The organism is Mesorhizobium sp. P2_C4, from assembly GCF_056404575.1.
In genome coordinates this window covers 155,510-172,790 of sequence record NZ_JBFUDT010000010.1, presented here as the reverse complement: position 1 = coordinate 172,790, position 17,281 = coordinate 155,510, and the positions used below count along the sequence as shown (strand labels likewise).

The window sequence follows — 17,281 nt, the reverse complement described above, 5'->3', positions numbered from 1 at the left end:
CGAGGGCTCATGCGGCTGCGACCTTCGTTCCGGTATTGGCCAGCCTGCGGGCGAGGACCAGCGCCGCGATCAGGCTGTCGGCGCGCGCTATGCCCTTGCCGGCGATGTCGAAGGCGGTGCCATGGTCGGGCGAGGTGCGGATGAAGGGCAGGCCGAGCGTCACGTTGACCGCCTCGTCAAAGGCCAGTGCCTTGGCCGGGATCAGCGCCTGGTCGTGATACATGCAGATCGCCACATCGTAGCCCGCGCGGGCGCGCGCATGAAACATCGTATCGGCCGGCAGCGGCCCGAAGGCGTCGATGCCAAGCGCGCGCAACATGTCGATCGCCGGGCGGATGATGCGCTCGTCCTCGCTCCCCATCGCACCGGCTTCGCCGGCATGCGGATTGAGCCCGGCAATGGCGAGCCTTGGCTTGGCGATGCCGAAACGACTTGCAAGATCGGCGGCGGTGATGCGGCCGGTGGTGACGATCAGCTCTGTCGTCAGCGCCTTCGGCACCTCGGCCAGCGCGATGTGGATGGTCACCGGAACGGTGCGCAACTCAGGCCCGGCCAGCAGCATCACCGGCGTCACCTCGACGCCGCTGTGAAGCGACGCCAGATGCGCCAGATATTCGGTGTGGCCAGGGAAGCCGAAGCCGGCATCGTAGAGCGGCTTCTTGGCGATCGGGCAGGTAACGACGGCCGCGGCCCGGCTGGCAAGGCAGTCGGCCACGGCGCGGTCGATGGCCTCGATGGTGCCGGCGGCATTGGCCGGGTCCGGCCGGCCGGGACTGTCGATGAAGCCGGCAACCAGCGGCACGACGGGCAGGGCGCGGCGAAAGACGCGTGCCGCTTGCACCGGCGTCGTCTCAACGATCGCCACATCGGCGCCGAGCCGATGCGCCCGCGCGGCAATCAGCGACGGGTCGGCGAGAAGGTAGAACGGCGGTACACCGGCGCTGTCGCGCGCCTGCCACGCGGCAATGGCGATCTCCGGCCCGACACCGGAAGGATCGCCGACGCTCAGCGCCAGCGGAAGCTCTGCGTCAAGCACGGCCAAGCCAGGTCAGCGCTGGACGATGCGGGCTTTCTTCCGCAGCTCCTCGACATACTTCACGCTGAGCTCGTCGGCGTTCTTGTCGGTGCTGCCTTCGGCCTGGAACACCATCTGGGCGACCTTGTCGTCGGAGACTTCGCGCGACGAACAGATGCCGATGAACTCGACGCCACGATCCGTCTCGCGCGTGGTGGTGGCGCCGCCGACCTTGGTGGCCTTGATCTGCTCGGCCCAGTCCGGTGGCAATTGCGGCGCCAGCACCCGGCCAAGATCGCGCACGGTGACGTCGATCAGGCCCTTGGCGAATTCTCGCGTGGTGTTGCAGCCGTTGAAGCGGGCGCGCATGGCGTCGGCCTCGCGCTTGCGCTTGGCCAGCGTGGCGCCCCGCTCGGCCGCCGGCACCACGAAGATGACCTGCTGCAGCATGTATTCGGTGGCGCTTGGCTTGGTGCCGCCTTTCTCGAGCATCTTCTTGACGAGATCCTGTTCGCTGACTGCCCCGCCGCCGCTGTCCGCGCGGTAACGCGCGCTGAGTGCCTGGTTCCAGGCCATCTGGGCGCGGATGAACTCCTTGAAATGCTCCTTGCTGACGCCGGACTGCGCCATGACGCCGTCAAGCTGCTTGAGTTGCATCTTGTTGGTCGAGGCAAAGCGCTGATAGGCGGCCTCGACTTGGGCGTCGGTGACGCGGATGCCGAGGCGCCTGGCCTCGGTGACGCGCAGCGTCTGGTCGACCATTTCCTTGGCGGCGTCGCCCTTCTTGTGCTGCAGGCGCAGGAACGCGGCCCGGTGCGCGATGTCGCCGGTGGTGATCGGTACGTCGTTGACGACGTATTTGATCTCGCTGGCGAAAGCCGGCGGCGTCATCATGGTGATCGAGACCGAAGTCGCCGCCACAAGCAGCGCGAAACCTGCAGAAAAGAGGTATTTCCTCATCGAAAGCATCCCAAATCTATCCTGGTTCCCGCCCAACCCCGTGCCAGGGAGCCAAAACCCGTGCCTGCTTTATGCGGCAAAACAATGTCGCTAGCGTCGCGTGCGTCCACTCCGGGACGCACAAAATACGCTCTAACACTTTGAATCCAAACATCGCGCTTTTCCTGATCGAAGGTCAGCGCAGCAAAATCAATTCCGGACTTCGGGCCGATTCGTTAGCCGGTCGCCTGTTACTGGATCGTGTCGACGGCGCTGGTGGACGAACCGAAATCGCCCAGCGTGCGGAACGACAGGTTGAAGCCGACATTCTGCGACACTTCCTTGGTGACCGAGTCGCGCGATTCCGAGAACGTCATCAAATAGGTGAAGCAGGAATCATTGTAGGCAAAGCCGACCCCGTCCTTGACCAGCACGCTTTGCTGCAGGTCATAGGTTCCGGTGCCGAAGATGCGCCAGTTCTCGGCAAGGTGCGTCGAGGCGCCAAGTGTGACCTCGTGACGGTCGGTGGTGAAGCCGTAGAGCGGCTGCGCCTGGATGAAGGCGTATTTTGCACTCAGCGAAATCGGCAGGCCGGAATAGGCCGCCTTCACCTCGGCGCGGCGAACCTCGAAGCTCTGCTCGTCGAAACGGCCGCTGAGCGAACCGGAGAAGCCGCTGGGGCTGTTGAAGCCGACGAGGCCGACATAGTCGGAGGTAGGCTTGTCGAGGCCCGAAGCAACACCAGCATTGACCAGGTCTGGCGCGGTGAACGAATTCTGGCCGGCCAGCTGGTAGGACTGGCCGAAGATCGCATTGGTGCTCCAGCCATTGTCGTAGGCGCCGGAGTAGCGAAAGCCGACATTGGCGCGGGTGCCGCCTTCCATGCGGTCGTAGCCGGAGAACTTGTCGCGTTCGAACAGCGTCGTGGCATCGAAGACGAAGCTCTGTGCGTCCTCATTGGGAACGCTGAGGCCGCCGACATATTGCTCGTTCGGGCGCATGAAGACTTGTGCCATCGGTTCGACGATATGGCTGGAGCCGGGCATCGAGAACAGCACCGGCCAGCGCATTTCAAGCCCGGCGGTCGCCATATAGCGAGCCAGCGACGACCGCATGTCGTCGTCGACGTTGATCCGAGGATCTGTGGCCATGGCGTTGACAGCGGCCAGCGAGGCTGAGGATGCGGTGAGGTAGTTGGCGTCCCCGCGTAGCGCCAGCAGCGGCGTCAGCTGCAGGCCGCCATCGGTGGTGAAGGTGCGCTTCCACTCGGCCTCGGCTGTGAGGCGGCCGGATTCGCCCTCGATGCCACGCACGCGCTGGGTGCCCGAAGCCGGCACATAGGGGGTGAAATAGGCTTCATCGAGATCGTCGCGGCGGATGACCCGAGCGTTGACGTTGAACGACAACTGCCCGCCGGCCACCGACATGTCGGGGATGTAGGCATAGTCGAGCGATGGCAGCACCCATGGCTGCTTGTCGGCGCGTGCGGTGATGTTGCTGTCGAGGGTGTTTTCCTGGACCTGGAACCGCATGGCGCGCACGTCGAAATAATTACGGCCGTTGAGGCCGGTCAGGTAGACCGTCGACTGATGGACGGCGTCGTTGTAGCCTTCGATGGCATAGGTGCGCGAAAAGTTCTTGTCGGACTGCAGCATCACATCCCAGCCGAAATCCCAGCGCGGGTTGATGGCGAACTGGCCCTTGGTGCCCATCATGCCGCGGAACTTGTTCGGGTCGCCGACGGCACCGGAATTGACGTTGTTGCCACTGCTGTCGATGAATTCGTCGGGATTCTCTTGCCGGATGCCGGCGATCTTCAGGCTGTACTCGCCATTGTTGAAGCGCTGGCGCCACTCGGCCTCGCCGAGGAAACCCTGCTTGGTATAGCCGCTGCCGGTGACGGTGAGATCATAAGTTGGCGACAGCGCGAAATAGTAGGGGATTTTGACGCCGATGCCGAGGTCGCTCTTGTAGACGATGCCGGGGATCAGGAAGCCGCTCTTGCGCTTGACTGTCGGGTCGGCGATCTCGAATGCCGGGAGGTAGGCCAGCGGAAAGCCGAAGAACTCGAAATTCGCGTTCTCGAAGCGGACCGTCTTCTTCTCGCCGTTCCAGATGATCTTCCTGGCCTTGACCCGCCAGGTCGGCGCTTTGTCCGGCTTGTCCTCGCAGGGCTCGCAGGCGGTGTAGACGCCGTTGTGGAAGGTCGTCAGCACGCCGCCCATGCGCTCAGCGCTCTCGGCGGCGAAATAGGCCTTTTCCGGGGTTTCGACGCGCAACGCGTTGACGAAGCCGTCGGCGAAATCGTCAGTGATGTCGATATGGTCCGAATTGATCTTGGTGCCGTCGCTGTTGACGATTTCAACAGCACCGCTGGCAACCAGGCGCTTGGTGTTGCGGTCGTACACGACCCGCTGGGCGACCAGGCGATTGCCGCCATAGTCGATCTGGACGGCGCCAACGGCGGTCACGGTCTGGTTGTCGTTGTTGTAGACAAGCGTATCCGCGGCCAAAAGCATCTGTGTGCCGGCCGGAACCTTCGACGCCATGTCGGTAACGTCCTGCGCCAGCGCAGGGGCCATCGGCACGGCGTAGGCGAGCAGGCATGCCAAGGCGCTCGCCCCATAAAGGCGCGCCAAACCGGCCTGCCTATGGCTGCGCAAAACCGCCTCCCTCACTAGCCGTCTTCCTTGTATAGCAGGAATGTCACCCCGAAGAACATAGCCACGACAACCGGAACCCATGCAGCCACGGCTGTGGGAACGAATCCCGCAACGCCGAATGCCTTGACCAGCACCGAAACGACATAAAGCAGAAAGCCGGCCAGGACGCCACCCAGAATCATCGTTGCCGACTGCCCCATCCTCGCAAATCGCATTGATACTGTTGCCGCAATCAGCGTCATGGCGACAAGCAGGAACGGCAACGCCACCAGCGAATCAAACTGCATGGCGAAGGCATTTGCCTTCAGGCCGAAGGAACGGGCAACCTCAATCTTGCCCGGCAGCTCGTAGAAAGGGATGGTTTCCGGGCGCGCCAGGCGCTCCTGCACGAATTCCGGCTTGAGATTGGTCACCACCCGGTCGCTGGGCAGCGACTGGACGGTGCCGTTCTTGAACACCTTGACGTCCTGCAGCTCCCAGTAGCCGTCGCGCAGGAAGGCCCGCGCCGCATCCTTGCGTTCGACGATGTCGCCTTGCGGAGACAGGACGAAGAAGACGGCGTCGGACATCTCAAGGCCCTGGTTGAGAATGGCGCGGGCACCGATGATGGTGTCGCCGGAGCTGGTTTTCTGCCGGATCCAGGGCGTCGCGTCGGGCGAAACAGCGTTCGATTTGCCGGAGCGGAGCTCGGTTTCTATCTGTTCGGACCAGGAGAAGGCGTGCGCGGCAATCGGATTGATGATGCCGACCGACAACACCCCGAACAAGAGCGCGCCGATACAGCACGGCAACAGGAACTGCCAGGCTGAAACGCCGGCCGAGCGCGCGATGACCAGCTCGTACTTGCGGTTCAGCGACACCAGCGTCGCCATTGCCGAGAACAGGCCGACGAACGGCACCGTCTGCAGCATGATCATCGGCATTCGCAGCGCCGAAATGGCGAATGCCGAGCCATAGGTGAAGCCCGGCAGGCCGACGATGCGGCCGGAAAGCTCGGTGAAATCGATCAGGAACACCAGCGCCAGCAGGCCGATGAAGAACCACACCGTGATCGCCACATAGCGGAAGAAGAAGTAGCGGCCCAGAGTCCAGCCCATCAGCCGATTCCCTGCCCGGACGCGCCGCGCCTGGCGAAGCGCAGCTTGACGGCGGTCCAGCCGTCGCTGACGCGGCCGGCGAAATTGGTCATCCAGTCGGCCCAGGCGCCGGGCAGTTCCATGGCCCGGTTGGAGACGATGAACCAGATCGCAACCAATGAAGCCACGATCGGCACGCCGTAGACCATATAGGCGTATTGCGGGATCTTGTCGGCCTTGCCGGCGGCAAAGAAGCCGAGCCAGCGCACGAACAGTGCAATCGCGATGGCCGTGATCAGCGGATGGATACGCGCCTCACGGTGCGAGCGCGCGTCACCGGCCACCGCCAGCGCAATCAGCGCGAACACCAGCGAGTACGACCATTCGGAAAAACGCTGGTTGATTTCGGCGCTGTAGCGGCCCGGCTGGCGCTGGTACATCTTGTCGTTGGCATCAGGATTGAGCAGGTACTGCGTCGTGCGGTCCTTGGGCAAAAGCGTGACCTCGTTCGCCGCCGACATGAACGCCGAGAGGTCGAAGGCATAGGAGGAAAAGCGGATGACCGAGAGGTCGCCGGTCAGTGTCTTGCGATGGATGACGCCGTCATTCATCATCAGCACCTTCTCGTTGCCGCGTTCGACGACGCTGCCGGTCTTGGCGTAGTAGACCAGATCCGCGCCTTCCTCGCGCGAATCGGCGACGAAGATGCCGCCCAACCGGTTGTCGGGAAGCCGTTCGCCGATCTGCAGGAACAGGCCCTCATCGATCTTGCGGAACGTGCCTTCCTGGATGATCAGCGACAACAGATCGGCGCGCGACGACGCCACCAACTCGCGATTCTTCTGCCGCGCATAGGGCTCGACGCCATTGTCGACCGCGAAGGAAAAGACCGCCGCGCCCAGCGCCAAAAGCATGATCGGCCGCACAATGGTCCAGCGCGAGGAACCGGCGGCGTTGATGACGGCCAGTTCCGAATCGGAATTCATGACGCTGAGCGTCTGCGCGACCGCCACCACCAGGGCGAACGGCACCACGATCGGAACGATCGTCGGGATGATCAGCGCCGCGACCTCGAAGAAGGTCAGCGCCGACTGACCGCTGTCGGTGACGAGGTCGATCTTGGCAAGCACCTGCGTCGTCCACACAATGGCCAGCGTCCAGACCAGCGCAGCCAGGAACACCGCCAAAGCGCGACGCATGATGTAGCGTTCAACGACCTTCATCTAAGGCTTTTCTCGATTTTGCCGAACGGCATCATGCCTGCCGACAAGGTAGTCGTCCGCAGGCGCCTGTACAACTGCTTCCATCCGGCGGTTCGATCCGGTCCCGTTCCACATCGCCGTCCCGCGTGCCGGAGTGTCGGCGGCAATGGATAAGAAAGGGCGAACATCAATGGTTAACAACAGGTTGCGGCAGGAAGCGGGGCCGTGCCGCGACGAATCGCCATCGATTCAACCGCGCATATGGGATGCAATTTCGGCAAAGTCTTGCCAAATGCCGGAAAACGACCAAATGTCGCGCACACTTCCCCGAAAGCCTAGCCGTTCCCCGAAAGCAGGACCTGATGAATTCGAGACCTTCGATCGCCTTCGCCAAATTTGCCGCGCCCAAAAAGGGCAGCGTCTTCGTGCTGGCGGCTGACGATGGCGGCCTTGGCGAGCCGGCCAAGGCCTGCGATCCGGCGAAAACCCTCGACCGGGCGTTCCCGGTGGCCGATTTCACCGGCAAGTTCGCCAGTCTCGTCGAAGTGCTGGCGCCGGAGGGGACAGCGCTCGACCGGCTGGTGGCGATCGGCGCCGGCAAGGTGTCCGGCCTCGACGACTATGCATGGCTGAAGCTTGGCGGCACCATCGCCGCCTCTTTGCGCAAGGCGGCCGAAGTGGCCGTCGTGCTCGACGTGCCGGGCGCCACCATTGCCGGCAGCCAAGCGGCGAGCGTTGCCGCGGGCATCCTTCTGCGTGCCTATGCCTTCGACAAATACAAGACCAAAAAAGACAAGGACGACGGCAAGAACGAACCGAAGAAGCCGGTCAAGGTGACCATCCACACCGCCGACCCTGCCGCAGCGAAAAAGGCTTTTGCCGACGAGGTGGCGGTGATCGACGGCGTGCTTCTCGCTCGCGATCTTGTCAATGAACCGGCCAATGCGCTGGGACCGGTGGAATTCGCCGCCCGTGCCAAGGAGTTGGAGGCGCTCGGCGTCAAGGTCGAGATCCTGGCCGAGAAGGAGATGAAGAAGCTCGGCATGGGCTCCCTGCTCGGCGTCGCCCAGGGCTCGCCGCGCGGCGCCCGCATGGCCGTCATGCAATGGAATGGCGGCAAGGCCAAGGACGCACCCGTGGCCTTTGTCGGCAAGGGCGTCACCTTCGACACCGGCGGCAATTCGATGAAGCCGGCCTCCGGCATGGAAGACATGAAGGGCGACATGGGCGGTGCCGCCGCCGTCACCGGGCTGATGCACGCGCTTGCCGCGCGCAAGGCGAAAACCAATGTCGTCGGCATCATCGGGCTGGTCGAAAATGCCGTCGACGGCCATGCGCAGCGCCCCGGCGACATTGTCACCTCAATGTCGGGCCAGACCATCGAGGTGCTCAACACCGACGCCGAAGGTCGTCTCGTGCTGGCCGACGCGCTGTGGTACTGCAACGACCGCTTCCAGCCGAAATTCATGGTCAACCTGGCGACGCTGACCGGCGCCATCATGGTCGCGCTCGGCCAACATCATGCCGGCCTGTTTTCCAACAATGACGAACTGTCGGAAAAGTTGACGGCGGCCGGGCAGGCGACCCAGGAGCGGCTGTGGCGCATGCCGCTCGGGCCTGAATACGACAAGCTGATCGATTCCAAGAATGCCGACATGAAGAACATCGGCGGTCGCTACGGCGGCGCCATCATCGCCGCGCAGTTCCTGCAGCGCTTCGTCAAGGAGACGCCGTGGGCGCATCTCGACATCGCCGGCACCGCCATGGGTTCGCCACCGAGCGAGATCAACCAGTCATGGGGTTCCGGCTTCGGCGTCAGGCTGCTCGACCGGCTGGTGCGTGACAACTACGAGGGATAGGCTTTCAAGGCGCAATCATGGCCGACGTCCTGTTCTACCACCTGACTGAATCGACGCTGGAGGACGCGCTTCCCGGCCTCTTGGAGCGCAGCGTCGATCGCGGCTGGCGCGCCGTGGTGCAGACGGGCACCGAAGAGCGGCGCGATGCGCTCGACCAGCACCTTTGGACTTTTCGCGACGATTCGTTCCTGGCCCATGCAACGGATCGCGAAGCCTTTCCGGCGGAGCAGCCGATTCTGCTGACCACCGGCCAGGAGAATCCGAACGAGGCAAAGATACGCTTCCTGGTCGACGGCGCGATGCCGCCGGAACTTGCCGGCTACGAACGCGCGGTATTCATGTTCGACGGCCACGACGCCGTCCAGGTCGAGGCGGCGCGGGGGCACTGGAAGACGATGAAGGGTGCCGGCCACGCCGTGACATACTGGCAGCAGACGCCGGACCGGCGCTGGGAGCGCAAGGCTTAGCAAGACCCTGGCGGGTGGCGTCTCAATCTCAATTTGTGCAAAGCGTGGATTGAGAATTTTCCCGACCGATCGAGCTGTGCGTTCCATCCGGTAGCCCAGCTCTGCCTAGGTCTCAGGCCGCCGCACGGTGTTCTTCACGGGCAGCTTCCCACACTTCGCGGGCCGCATCGGCGTTCATAACCGCGATCCCTAAACCCACTATCAAATCGGGCCAGGCGGAGTGCCAGAGCAAAGCCGTGACCAGCCCGGCGACAACAATGGCGACGTTGGCAAAGGCGTCATTGCGGGCCGACAGGAAAGCGGCCTTTGTGAGGCTGCCACCACGATGACGGTACGCGGCGAGCATGTAGGCACAGGAGAGGTTGACGGCCAAAGCGCCCAGTCCCGCCAGGGTCAAGGCGTTCGGCTGCGGCGGCACCGGCACGTTGAATTTCTCCCAGGCCGTCCAGAGCGTGGCCAGACCGGGCACGAGCAGGATGAGTGCCAGAGCCATCCCCACACGTGCGCGAGAGCGTACCGACCAGCCAAGTGCCAGCAGGATAAGGAGATTTACAGAGGCATCTTCCAGAAAGTCGATGCTGTCGGCAAACAGGGACACTGACCCTATGGCTAGCGCCACAGCGAACTCGATCCCGAAATAGGCGAGATTGAGCAGCGCGACGATAAAGACGATGCGACGGAGGGGGAGGTTCATCTTCTGAAAGTAAACGAGACCGCTGCATTGGGCCATCAGCTTCGCGAAACAGACCCCCCTTTCCGGCCGGATTGACTGGACCGTCGCCTTCCGACCTTCGGGCGCTGCCTGTCATCCATCTGTCATATCGCGGCGATAAGCATCCTTAATTCCGGATTTATGGATGCATGGACAAGACAAAAGCACTTCTCGCACTCGCTGCCCTCGGCCAGGACACCAGACTTGAGGTTTTTCGCCTGCTGGTGCGAGCCGGCGCCGATGGCGTGGCCGCCGGCGAGATCGCCGCGCGGCTGAATATCGTCCAGAACACCATGTCGGCGCATCTGAAAATCCTCGACCATGCCGGGCTGGTTCGGGCCGAGCGCGAGGGGCGCACCATCCGCTACGTCGCCGACATGACCGGTTTTCGCGACCTGCTTGCTTACCTCATGGAGGATTGCTGCAACGGCGCGCCGGAGCTTTGCCAACCGATCATCCAGGCCGTGACCTGCAAGTGTTAAGCCGGGCAATTGTTAAGCCGGGCAAGTGTTAGGGGAGGAAGCCATGAGCGATCAGATCTATAACGTGTTGTTTTTGTGCACCGGCAATTCCGCCCGATCGATTCTCGCCGAGGCGATACTGAACCGCGTCGGCGCCGGCAGGTTCAAGGCGTTTTCGGCGGGATCGCACCCGAAGGGCGTGGTTCATCCTTACTCTCTGCAACTTTTGAAAAACCTCAACTACGACACGTCCTTTGCCCGTTCGAAGGACTGGGAAGAATTTGCGGTGCCCGGTACGCCAGAAATGAATTTCGTTTTTACCGTCTGCGACAACGCAGCCAATGAATCCTGCCCCGTATGGCCCGGTCAGCCGATGACGGCGCATTGGGGCGTGCCCGACCCTGCCGCCGTCGAGGGCACGGATGCGGAGAAGCATCTGGCGTTCGCCGATGCCTACCGCATGCTCAACAACCGGATTTCGATCTTCGTCAGTCTGCCGATGAATACGGTCGACAAGCTCGCTTTGCAGAAACGGCTGGATGAGATCGGTCGCAATCGTCCAACGCAGGCTGAACAGCATGACCACTGATCTGTCCCGCCGCCTCGTCGCCGAAGCCCTCGGCACCGCCATGCTGGTTGCCGCGGTCGTCGGCTCGGGCATCATGGCCGACCGGCTGACCGACGACGTGGCGCTGGCGCTGCTCGGCAACACCATCCCGACCGGCGCCATGCTGGTGGTGCTGATCACCATTCTCGGGCCGATCTCCGGCGCGCACTTCAATCCGGCGGTGACGCTGGTCTTTGCCTTGCGGCGCGACATCGAGACGACCGCGGCGCTTGGCTATGTCGCCGCCCAGATTCTCGGCGGCATCGCAGGCGCCTTCCTGGCGCATGCCATGTTCGACTTGCCGATCCTGCAGATTTCCCAGACAGTGCGGAGCGGAAACGGCCAGTGGATCGCCGAACTGGTGGCCACCTTCGGCCTGGTCTTCACCATCCTGGCCGGCCTGCGCTTTCGCGGCGACGCCATTCCCTGGCTGGTCGGACTCTACATCACATCAGCCTACTGGTTCACCGCCTCGACCTCGTTTGCCAACCCGGCCGTCGCCATTGCGCGCGCCTTCTCCAACACGTTTGCCGGCATCAGGCCGCTCGATGTCCCGGCCTTCATCGGCGCAGAGCTGGTCGGCGCGCTGCTCGCCATCGCGCTGGCCGGCTGGCTGCTCGCTGAACCCAAAACCATGCCAACAACGAAAGCCGCGCAATGACCATCACCATCTACCACAACCCCTCCTGTGGCACGTCGCGCAACACGCTGGAGATGATCAGGCAGTCCGGTGAAGAGCCGCAGGTGATCGAATATCTGAAGACGCCGCCATCGCGTGAAAAGTTGGTCGAGTTGATCGCGGCGATGGGCATGACACCGCGCGAACTGCTGCGCGAGAAGGGCACGCCTTACGCCGAGCTCAACCTTGGCGATCCCAAATGGAGCGACGACGAGATCCTCGATTTCATGCTGGCGCATCCGATCCTGATCAACCGCCCGATCGTGGTGACGCCGCGCGGCGTCGTTCTGGCGCGGCCGTCGGAAGCAGTGCTCGATATCCTGCCCAATCCCGACATTGGCCCCTTCACCAAGGAAGACGGCGAAGTCGTCATTGACGCCGAGGGCAGACGGCTTGTGTGAGCTATATTTCGATATTTGTCGAAATAGGGCTTGACCACCGCGCTCGCTGGCCTATGCTATTTCGATGAAACTCGAACAAGCAGCAAAACAGCTTGAAGCGCTCGGCAACCCGACGCGGCTGAACCTCTATCGCATCCTGGTCAGGGCCGGCGGTGCGGGCAGGCCGGTCGGCACTCTGCAGGAAAGCCTCGGAATCGCCGCCTCGACGTTGTCGCATCATCTGCACCGGCTGATCCTCACAGGCCTGGTGACGCAGGAGCGGCAGGCGACGACGCTGATCTGCCGCGCCAACTATCCCATCATGAACGACCTCATCGGCTTCCTCGCCGACGAATGCTGCGCCGACGCCGCTTGCAATTCGCCAGCGGAAGACGCCGCCGCCTGATCTCTTTTTTGTCTAGTATTTCGGTAATCCCGGAAATATGGAAGGCGTAAAATGGCCATGCGAAGTGATCTCCCTGTCGCCGTCATCGGTGCCGGCCCTGTCGGTCTGGCGGCGGCCGTCCATCTGCTGAGCCAGGGCCTGCCGGTGAAACTCTACGAGGCTGGCAGCAGCGTTGCCTCCAACCTCAGGGATTGGGGCCATGTCCGAGTGTTCACGCCCTGGCGCTATTGCGTCGATCGGGCGGCCCGAGCACTGCTGGAGGCGCACGGCTGGCAGATGCCGGAGCCCGAGGCATTTCCAACCGCCAATGAGCTCGTCGCACGCTATCTCGAGCCGCTTGCAAACCTTCCGGCGCTCGCGCCATCGATCGAAACCGGCGCACGTGTCGTCGGCATCTCGCGCTGGGGCGCCGACAAGGTTGTGAGCAAGGCACGTGAGACGCGGCCCTTCATGCTGGTGGTCGAGACCGCCGATGGCACAAGACGCGACAAGGCATGCGCCGTCATCGATGCCTCGGGCACATGGCGGACGCCCAATCCGCTCGGCGCCGGCGGCCTTGCTGCCGAAGGTGAGGCGGAATGTGCCGATCGCATCGCCTATGGCATACCCGATATTCTCGGCCGCGACCGCCAGCTTTATGCCGGCCGTACGACCTTGGTCGCAGGTTCCGGCCATTCGGCCGCCACCGCCTTGCTCGATCTTGCCAGACTGGCCGATGTCGAGCCGGACACGGCGTTCATCTGGGCGACGCGCGGCACCGACCTTGTGCGCATCTATGGCGGCGGCGATGCCGACCAGCTGCCGGCGCGCGGCGAGCTTGGCGCCGACGTACGCGACCTCGCCGAAAGCGGTCGCGTCGCGCTGGTGACCGGCTTTGCCACTACGGCCATCCGCCTGGTCGACGGCCGCCTGATCGTCGACGGTGAAACGAAGGACGGCTTGCGGCAGGTCGGTCCTGTCGACCGCATCATCGCCGCGACCGGACAGCGGCCAGATCTCACGCTGACACGGGAACTGCGGCTCGACCTCGATCCGTGGCTCGAAAGCGTCAAAGCGCTGGGGCCGCTCATCGATCCCAACGAGCATTCCTGTGGCGACGTGCCGCCGCATGGTCACCGCGAACTCAGCCATCCCGAGCCCGGTTTCTACACCGCCGGCATCAAGAGCTATGGCCGCGCGCCGACCTTCCTGCTTTTGACCGGCTATGAGCAAGTGCGCTCGGTCGCGGCAGCGATCGCCGGCGACATCGCTTCCGCCGACACCGTGCAATTGGTTTTGCCGGAAACGGGCGTCTGCACGGTGCCTTCGTCGACAGTTGGCGCGACGTCTAAAGGCTGCTGCGGCGGTCCGGCGCCAAGCGAGGTCGATGCCTGCTGCGTCGCTGATGCCGAGGCAAAAGCCGACGGCAAGGCTGGCTGCGGCTGCGGCGTGGCAAAGTCGAGCGCGATGGAAGCCGCGGAGTGACCGACCGCAAGGTTCCCGCTTCGGCGATCTGGGCGCTCGGCGTCACCCAGATCATTGGTTACGGCACGCTCTACTACAGCTACAGCATCCTTGCGCCGGCCATCGCCACGGAGTTGGCATGGTCACCGAAATGGGTGTTCGCCGTGCTTTCGGCATCGCTGCTGGCAAGTGCTGCCCTGGCACCCATTGCCGGCAGCCTGGCGGACAGATACGGCGCCGCCCGCCTTATGGTGCCTGGATCGCTGGCCGCGGCCGGCGCGCTGCTGCTGTGTGCACTGGCGCCCGGACGGATCGGTTTTGCCGTCGGGGTGCTGGCGATGGAACTTGCCTCATGCTTCGTGCTCTACAGCACGGCGTTCGTTGCCATCGTGCAACTGGGCGGTCGCGGTCGCGGCATCACCCATCTCACCTTGATCGCCGGCTTTGCCTCGACACTGTTCTGGCCGCTGACGACGGTGCTGCACAACCATCTCGGCTGGCGCGAGGTTCTCGCCATCTTCGCCGCGCTCAATGTCGGCGTCTGCCTGCCGGTCCACTGGTGGCTTGCACGGTTTTCGCGCCGCATTGGCGAAGAGTACAGGATCATTCCTGCCACATCAGGCATCTCGGCGCCCACGCAACGCCATGGCTGGTCACCGATCTTCGTCCTGATGCTGGCCGGCTTTGCCATCGAAGGATTCATGCTGTCGGCGATCCTTGTCCAGATGGTGCCGTTGCTGACGATGGTCGGGCTTGGCGGAGCAGCTGTGATTGTCGCAAGCCTGTTTGGCCCCTCGCAGGTGGCGAGCCGCCTGGTCAACATGCTGTTCGGCCATGGCCTGTCCCAGGCATGGCTGGCGCTCGGCGCCACCGCGGCTTTGGCTGGCGGTCTTGCGGTGCTGCTTGTCGCGGCGCCGTCAGTGCCGGGCGCCATCCTTTTTGCCGTGCTGTTCGGTTTCGGTTCGGGTCTGATGAGCATCGTCTCGGGCACGCTGCCGCTCGAATTGTTCGGCCACGCGCGTTACGGCTCCTATGTCGGCTGGATCACCGCGGCGCGTCAGTTCTGTTCCGCCTTCGCACCGTTTGGTCTGACCTTCATGATTGCCGCCGTCGGCGTGTTTCCGGCGCTGTGGCTCAATGTGCTGGTTGGGTTATGTGGAATTGCAGCGTTTGCCGGGATTGCCTTGCTCAGCCGGAGCCAGAACAAATCGCGCAAGACTGCGGATGAGACCACCGCGGCACTTGGTGCGGAGATCGTCTGATGAGCCTCCAAGTCAAGACAAGCGACGGCCCGCTTCTCCGGGCCATCGCTTCCCTGTCTTCAAAGCCTTTACTGCCCTCCCATTTCCTTCTTGAACGTGTCGAAATCGATCTGCATGCCGTTGAAGACGGTGCTCCAATGGCGGGTCAGCGCCGACACGGCCACGGCCTCCTGGATCTCTTCGTCGGTAGCGCCGGCGCGCTTGGCGTCCTGCGTGTCCGACCAGATGCAGTAGGTGCACGGGATCTGCGCTGCGACGGCCAGTGAGATCAACGACTTGACCTTGGGCGGCAGCGCCGTCTTGTCACTCAACTGCAAAGCCTTGACCTCGGCCCAGGCGCCGGGCAGACCGGCTTTCGGAAATTGCTTCACGAAGCTTGGCACACCGCCCATCGTCGCCTGCATGTCCTTGATGGCTGCGTCATAATCGTCGGCATGGGCAGGCACCGGCAGCGCAAGCGCGCAGGCGGCAAAGGCGAGCAGGGACGCGCGGCGGATTGAAGACGGCACGGGTGAAAGGATGCGGTAGGCGGGCATGATTTTCTCCTCTGGTGTTTGTTAGCCTTACGATGTAAGGTGATGTGAAAAATGAACCTTACAGTGTAAGTTGTCAAGCAACGCCATGGACTCATCGATCAAAAAAACGCGAACAGGAGGCCGGCTCTCCCGACAGATGATCGAGGATGCCGCCTTCGAGGTGATCGAGCGGGAAGGGCTTGCCGGCTTTTCCATGCGCAAGCTGGCGGCAGCACTCGGCTGCGAGGCGATGAGCATCTACCATCACTTTCCCTCGCTGGCGCATCTGCACGAGGCGCTGGTCGACCGGCTGGTCGGCGCGCTTGAAATGCCCGACGCCAGCCTCCTGTGGCGGCAAAGGATGCGCATGGCCATGCAGGATTTCCGCCGCGTCGGCCGTGAGCATCCGGCATTCGCGCCGTTCCTCGTTACCTACCGGATGAATTCGCCGACCTGCCTCGCCTGGCTGAACAGCATTCTCGGTCTGTTCGAAGCCGGTGGCTTCAGCGCCGAGCTGGGGGCGCGGCTGTTCCGCACTGCCGGATACTACCTTATGGGCGCCATCCTCGACGAGACATCAGGCTATGCCAAGGGTCCGTCGGCGGTCAGCACGGTCAGCGACGAGCAACTGGCGCGCGATTTTCCCAATGTCATGGCCGCCGGCCGCTTCTTCGGCACCGCCGAATTCGATGCGACATTCGAGCTCGGCCTCGACATGCTGCTGGATGAGATGGAGCGTCTGCGCGACAGCGCCAACACAAGGTAATTGTCAGGCGCTTGGTGCCGAGATCGTCTGATCGCGACCGCAGGGCGAGCCGTTACATCAGCGATGCGGTCGCCAGACGACTGCGAACGACGTTGGGCTTCTGGTCGCCAACGTATTCGACTTTCGTGTCTACCAGACGGTCACTGTCGATCCCGGCCGCGGTCAAGATATCCTCGATCGCCTTCAAGCGCTGCTTGGCCAGTTCCTTGTTCGTCTTTGCAGCGTCGGCGCCGGTGAATTCCGTGGCCGCGAAAGCCGTCAGTGCGACATTGCAGCGTGAGTCTCGAATGCTGGCGGCGAACCTCTCAAGGTCGTCGTTGACCCGCGCTGAAATCACATACGATTGGTTATCGAAGAACAAGACGACCTGCACCGGGCTGCGCTTCTCATATTGCCGGCACGATATTCCTTGTTTTGGCAGGGTGTACAGGATCGCGCTTCGCGCCGTGTTGGTGTCGGCGGCGCCGTCGTCAACCCAATGCGAAAGCGCCAGCACCATTTCGGGCTTGACGCCCTGGGCCTTGAGGAAGTCGCCGGTTGCGTTGAGCCTGCGACCAGCAATGTCGAACGCCTTGTTGAAATTGCCTTCCTTGCTGGCCGTTGCATAAAGCCTGTAGCCGCAATCGCGCCCCGCTTCCTTGATGAAAGCCGTCAACGCGTTCGCGGAATCCTTCGATATCGTGCCGTCACCTTTCTTGAAGAGGACGCGATGCGCATTCCACTGCACGCATTTAGGCCCCACGTCGCGTTCCTGGGCGGCCGCGCCGAAAGACATTGCGCTTCCGGCAATAACAATAAATGCCAGGACAAGACCCAGTGATTTCTTCAT

The 17,281-nt window shown here is 63.1% G+C and carries 18 protein-coding genes; 10 read left to right on the top strand and 8 right to left on the bottom strand.

Features of this window, described 5'->3' with window-relative positions; all coding sequences use genetic code 11:
* Nucleotides 1-7 precede the first annotated feature (7 nt).
* The 5 genes from pdxA to lptF form a co-directional block, all read right to left on the bottom strand.
* Nucleotides 8-1,036: a 4-hydroxythreonine-4-phosphate dehydrogenase PdxA gene (gene pdxA, locus AC1DX6_RS28230; protein ID WP_477319458.1), complete on the bottom strand. Its 1,029-nt coding sequence runs from the start codon at nt 1,034-1,036 to the stop codon at nt 8-10.
* Between the two features lie 12 nt (nt 1,037-1,048).
* The gene (locus tag AC1DX6_RS28225; RefSeq protein WP_477319456.1) at nt 1,049-1,984 is read right to left on the bottom strand and encodes a peptidylprolyl isomerase; all 936 of its coding nucleotides are present in this window, start codon (nt 1,982-1,984) and stop codon (nt 1,049-1,051) included.
* Nucleotides 1,985-2,205: 221 nt separating this feature from the next.
* Nucleotides 2,206-4,632, bottom strand: coding sequence for an LPS-assembly protein LptD (locus tag AC1DX6_RS28220; RefSeq protein ID WP_477319454.1), 2,427 nt, complete (start codon nt 4,630-4,632; stop codon nt 2,206-2,208).
* On the bottom strand, nt 4,632-5,717 hold the full coding sequence (lptG, locus tag AC1DX6_RS28215; RefSeq protein WP_477319542.1) for an LPS export ABC transporter permease LptG: 1,086 nt from the start codon (nt 5,715-5,717) through the stop codon (nt 4,632-4,634). Before lptG ends, AC1DX6_RS28220 begins: the two co-directional genes overlap by 1 nt.
* Nucleotides 5,714-6,916, bottom strand: a complete 1,203-nt coding sequence (gene lptF / locus AC1DX6_RS28210; RefSeq protein ID WP_477319452.1) for an LPS export ABC transporter permease LptF — start codon at nt 6,914-6,916, stop codon at nt 5,714-5,716. Before lptF ends, lptG begins: the two co-directional genes overlap by 4 nt.
* A 341-nt stretch (nt 6,917-7,257) precedes the next feature.
* On the opposite strand from lptF, the gene AC1DX6_RS28205 reads away from it, so the two are divergent.
* Both AC1DX6_RS28205 and AC1DX6_RS28200 read left to right on the top strand, forming a co-directional pair.
* Nucleotides 7,258-8,754 (top strand): leucyl aminopeptidase, encoded by a 1,497-nt coding sequence (locus tag AC1DX6_RS28205; protein ID WP_477319450.1) that lies wholly within the window; start codon nt 7,258-7,260, stop codon nt 8,752-8,754.
* A gap of 17 nt (nt 8,755-8,771) precedes the next feature.
* Complete coding sequence (locus AC1DX6_RS28200) at nt 8,772-9,221, top strand: DNA polymerase III subunit chi (RefSeq protein ID WP_477319448.1); 450 nt, start codon at nt 8,772-8,774, stop codon at nt 9,219-9,221.
* A gap of 112 nt (nt 9,222-9,333) precedes the next feature.
* On the opposite strand, the gene AC1DX6_RS28195 is transcribed toward AC1DX6_RS28200, so the two are convergent.
* Nucleotides 9,334-9,951, bottom strand: coding sequence for a cation efflux transmembrane domain-containing protein (locus AC1DX6_RS28195; protein WP_477319446.1), 618 nt, complete (start codon nt 9,949-9,951; stop codon nt 9,334-9,336).
* A gap of 131 nt (nt 9,952-10,082) precedes the next feature.
* On the opposite strand from AC1DX6_RS28195, the gene AC1DX6_RS28190 reads away from it, so the two are divergent.
* The 7 genes from AC1DX6_RS28190 to arsK all read left to right on the top strand — a co-directional run bounded on the left by AC1DX6_RS28190 (nt 10,083) and on the right by arsK (nt 15,171).
* Complete coding sequence (locus AC1DX6_RS28190; RefSeq protein WP_477319444.1) at nt 10,083-10,415, top strand: ArsR/SmtB family transcription factor; 333 nt, start codon at nt 10,083-10,085, stop codon at nt 10,413-10,415.
* Between the two features lie 43 nt (nt 10,416-10,458).
* Complete coding sequence (locus AC1DX6_RS28185; protein ID WP_477319442.1) at nt 10,459-10,983, top strand: arsenate reductase ArsC; 525 nt, start codon at nt 10,459-10,461, stop codon at nt 10,981-10,983.
* A complete protein-coding gene (locus tag AC1DX6_RS28180) occupies nt 10,973-11,662 on the top strand; it encodes an aquaporin (protein WP_477319440.1) in 690 nt (229 codons plus the stop codon). The genes AC1DX6_RS28185 and AC1DX6_RS28180 overlap by 11 nt, the downstream gene beginning before the upstream one ends.
* Nucleotides 11,659-12,081, top strand: a complete 423-nt coding sequence (arsC, locus tag AC1DX6_RS28175; RefSeq protein ID WP_477319438.1) for an arsenate reductase (glutaredoxin) — start codon at nt 11,659-11,661, stop codon at nt 12,079-12,081. Before AC1DX6_RS28180 ends, arsC begins: the two co-directional genes overlap by 4 nt.
* Nucleotides 12,082-12,145: 64 nt before the next feature.
* Complete coding sequence (locus tag AC1DX6_RS28170) at nt 12,146-12,466, top strand: ArsR/SmtB family transcription factor (RefSeq protein ID WP_477319436.1); 321 nt, start codon at nt 12,146-12,148, stop codon at nt 12,464-12,466.
* Nucleotides 12,467-12,517: 51 nt separating this feature from the next.
* Entirely contained in the window at nt 12,518-13,930 is a 1,413-nt protein-coding gene (locus AC1DX6_RS28165) for an NAD(P)-binding protein (RefSeq protein WP_477319434.1), read from the top strand.
* On the top strand, nt 13,927-15,171 hold the full coding sequence (arsK, locus tag AC1DX6_RS28160; protein WP_477319432.1) for an arsenite efflux MFS transporter ArsK: 1,245 nt from the start codon (nt 13,927-13,929) through the stop codon (nt 15,169-15,171). Before AC1DX6_RS28165 ends, arsK begins: the two co-directional genes overlap by 4 nt.
* A gap of 68 nt (nt 15,172-15,239) precedes the next feature.
* On the opposite strand, the gene AC1DX6_RS28155 is transcribed toward arsK, so the two are convergent.
* The gene (locus AC1DX6_RS28155; RefSeq protein WP_477319430.1) at nt 15,240-15,707 is read right to left on the bottom strand and encodes a carboxymuconolactone decarboxylase family protein; all 468 of its coding nucleotides are present in this window, start codon (nt 15,705-15,707) and stop codon (nt 15,240-15,242) included.
* A 136-nt stretch (nt 15,708-15,843) separates the two neighbouring features.
* Between AC1DX6_RS28155 and AC1DX6_RS28150 the strand changes: the two genes are divergently transcribed.
* Nucleotides 15,844-16,452 (top strand): TetR/AcrR family transcriptional regulator, encoded by a 609-nt coding sequence (locus tag AC1DX6_RS28150; protein WP_477319428.1) that lies wholly within the window; start codon nt 15,844-15,846, stop codon nt 16,450-16,452.
* 52 nt (nt 16,453-16,504) lie between these two features.
* Here the strand turns inward: AC1DX6_RS28150 and AC1DX6_RS28145 are convergent, their stop codons facing one another.
* The gene (locus AC1DX6_RS28145) at nt 16,505-17,281 is read right to left on the bottom strand and encodes an OmpA family protein (protein WP_477319426.1); all 777 of its coding nucleotides are present in this window, start codon (nt 17,279-17,281) and stop codon (nt 16,505-16,507) included.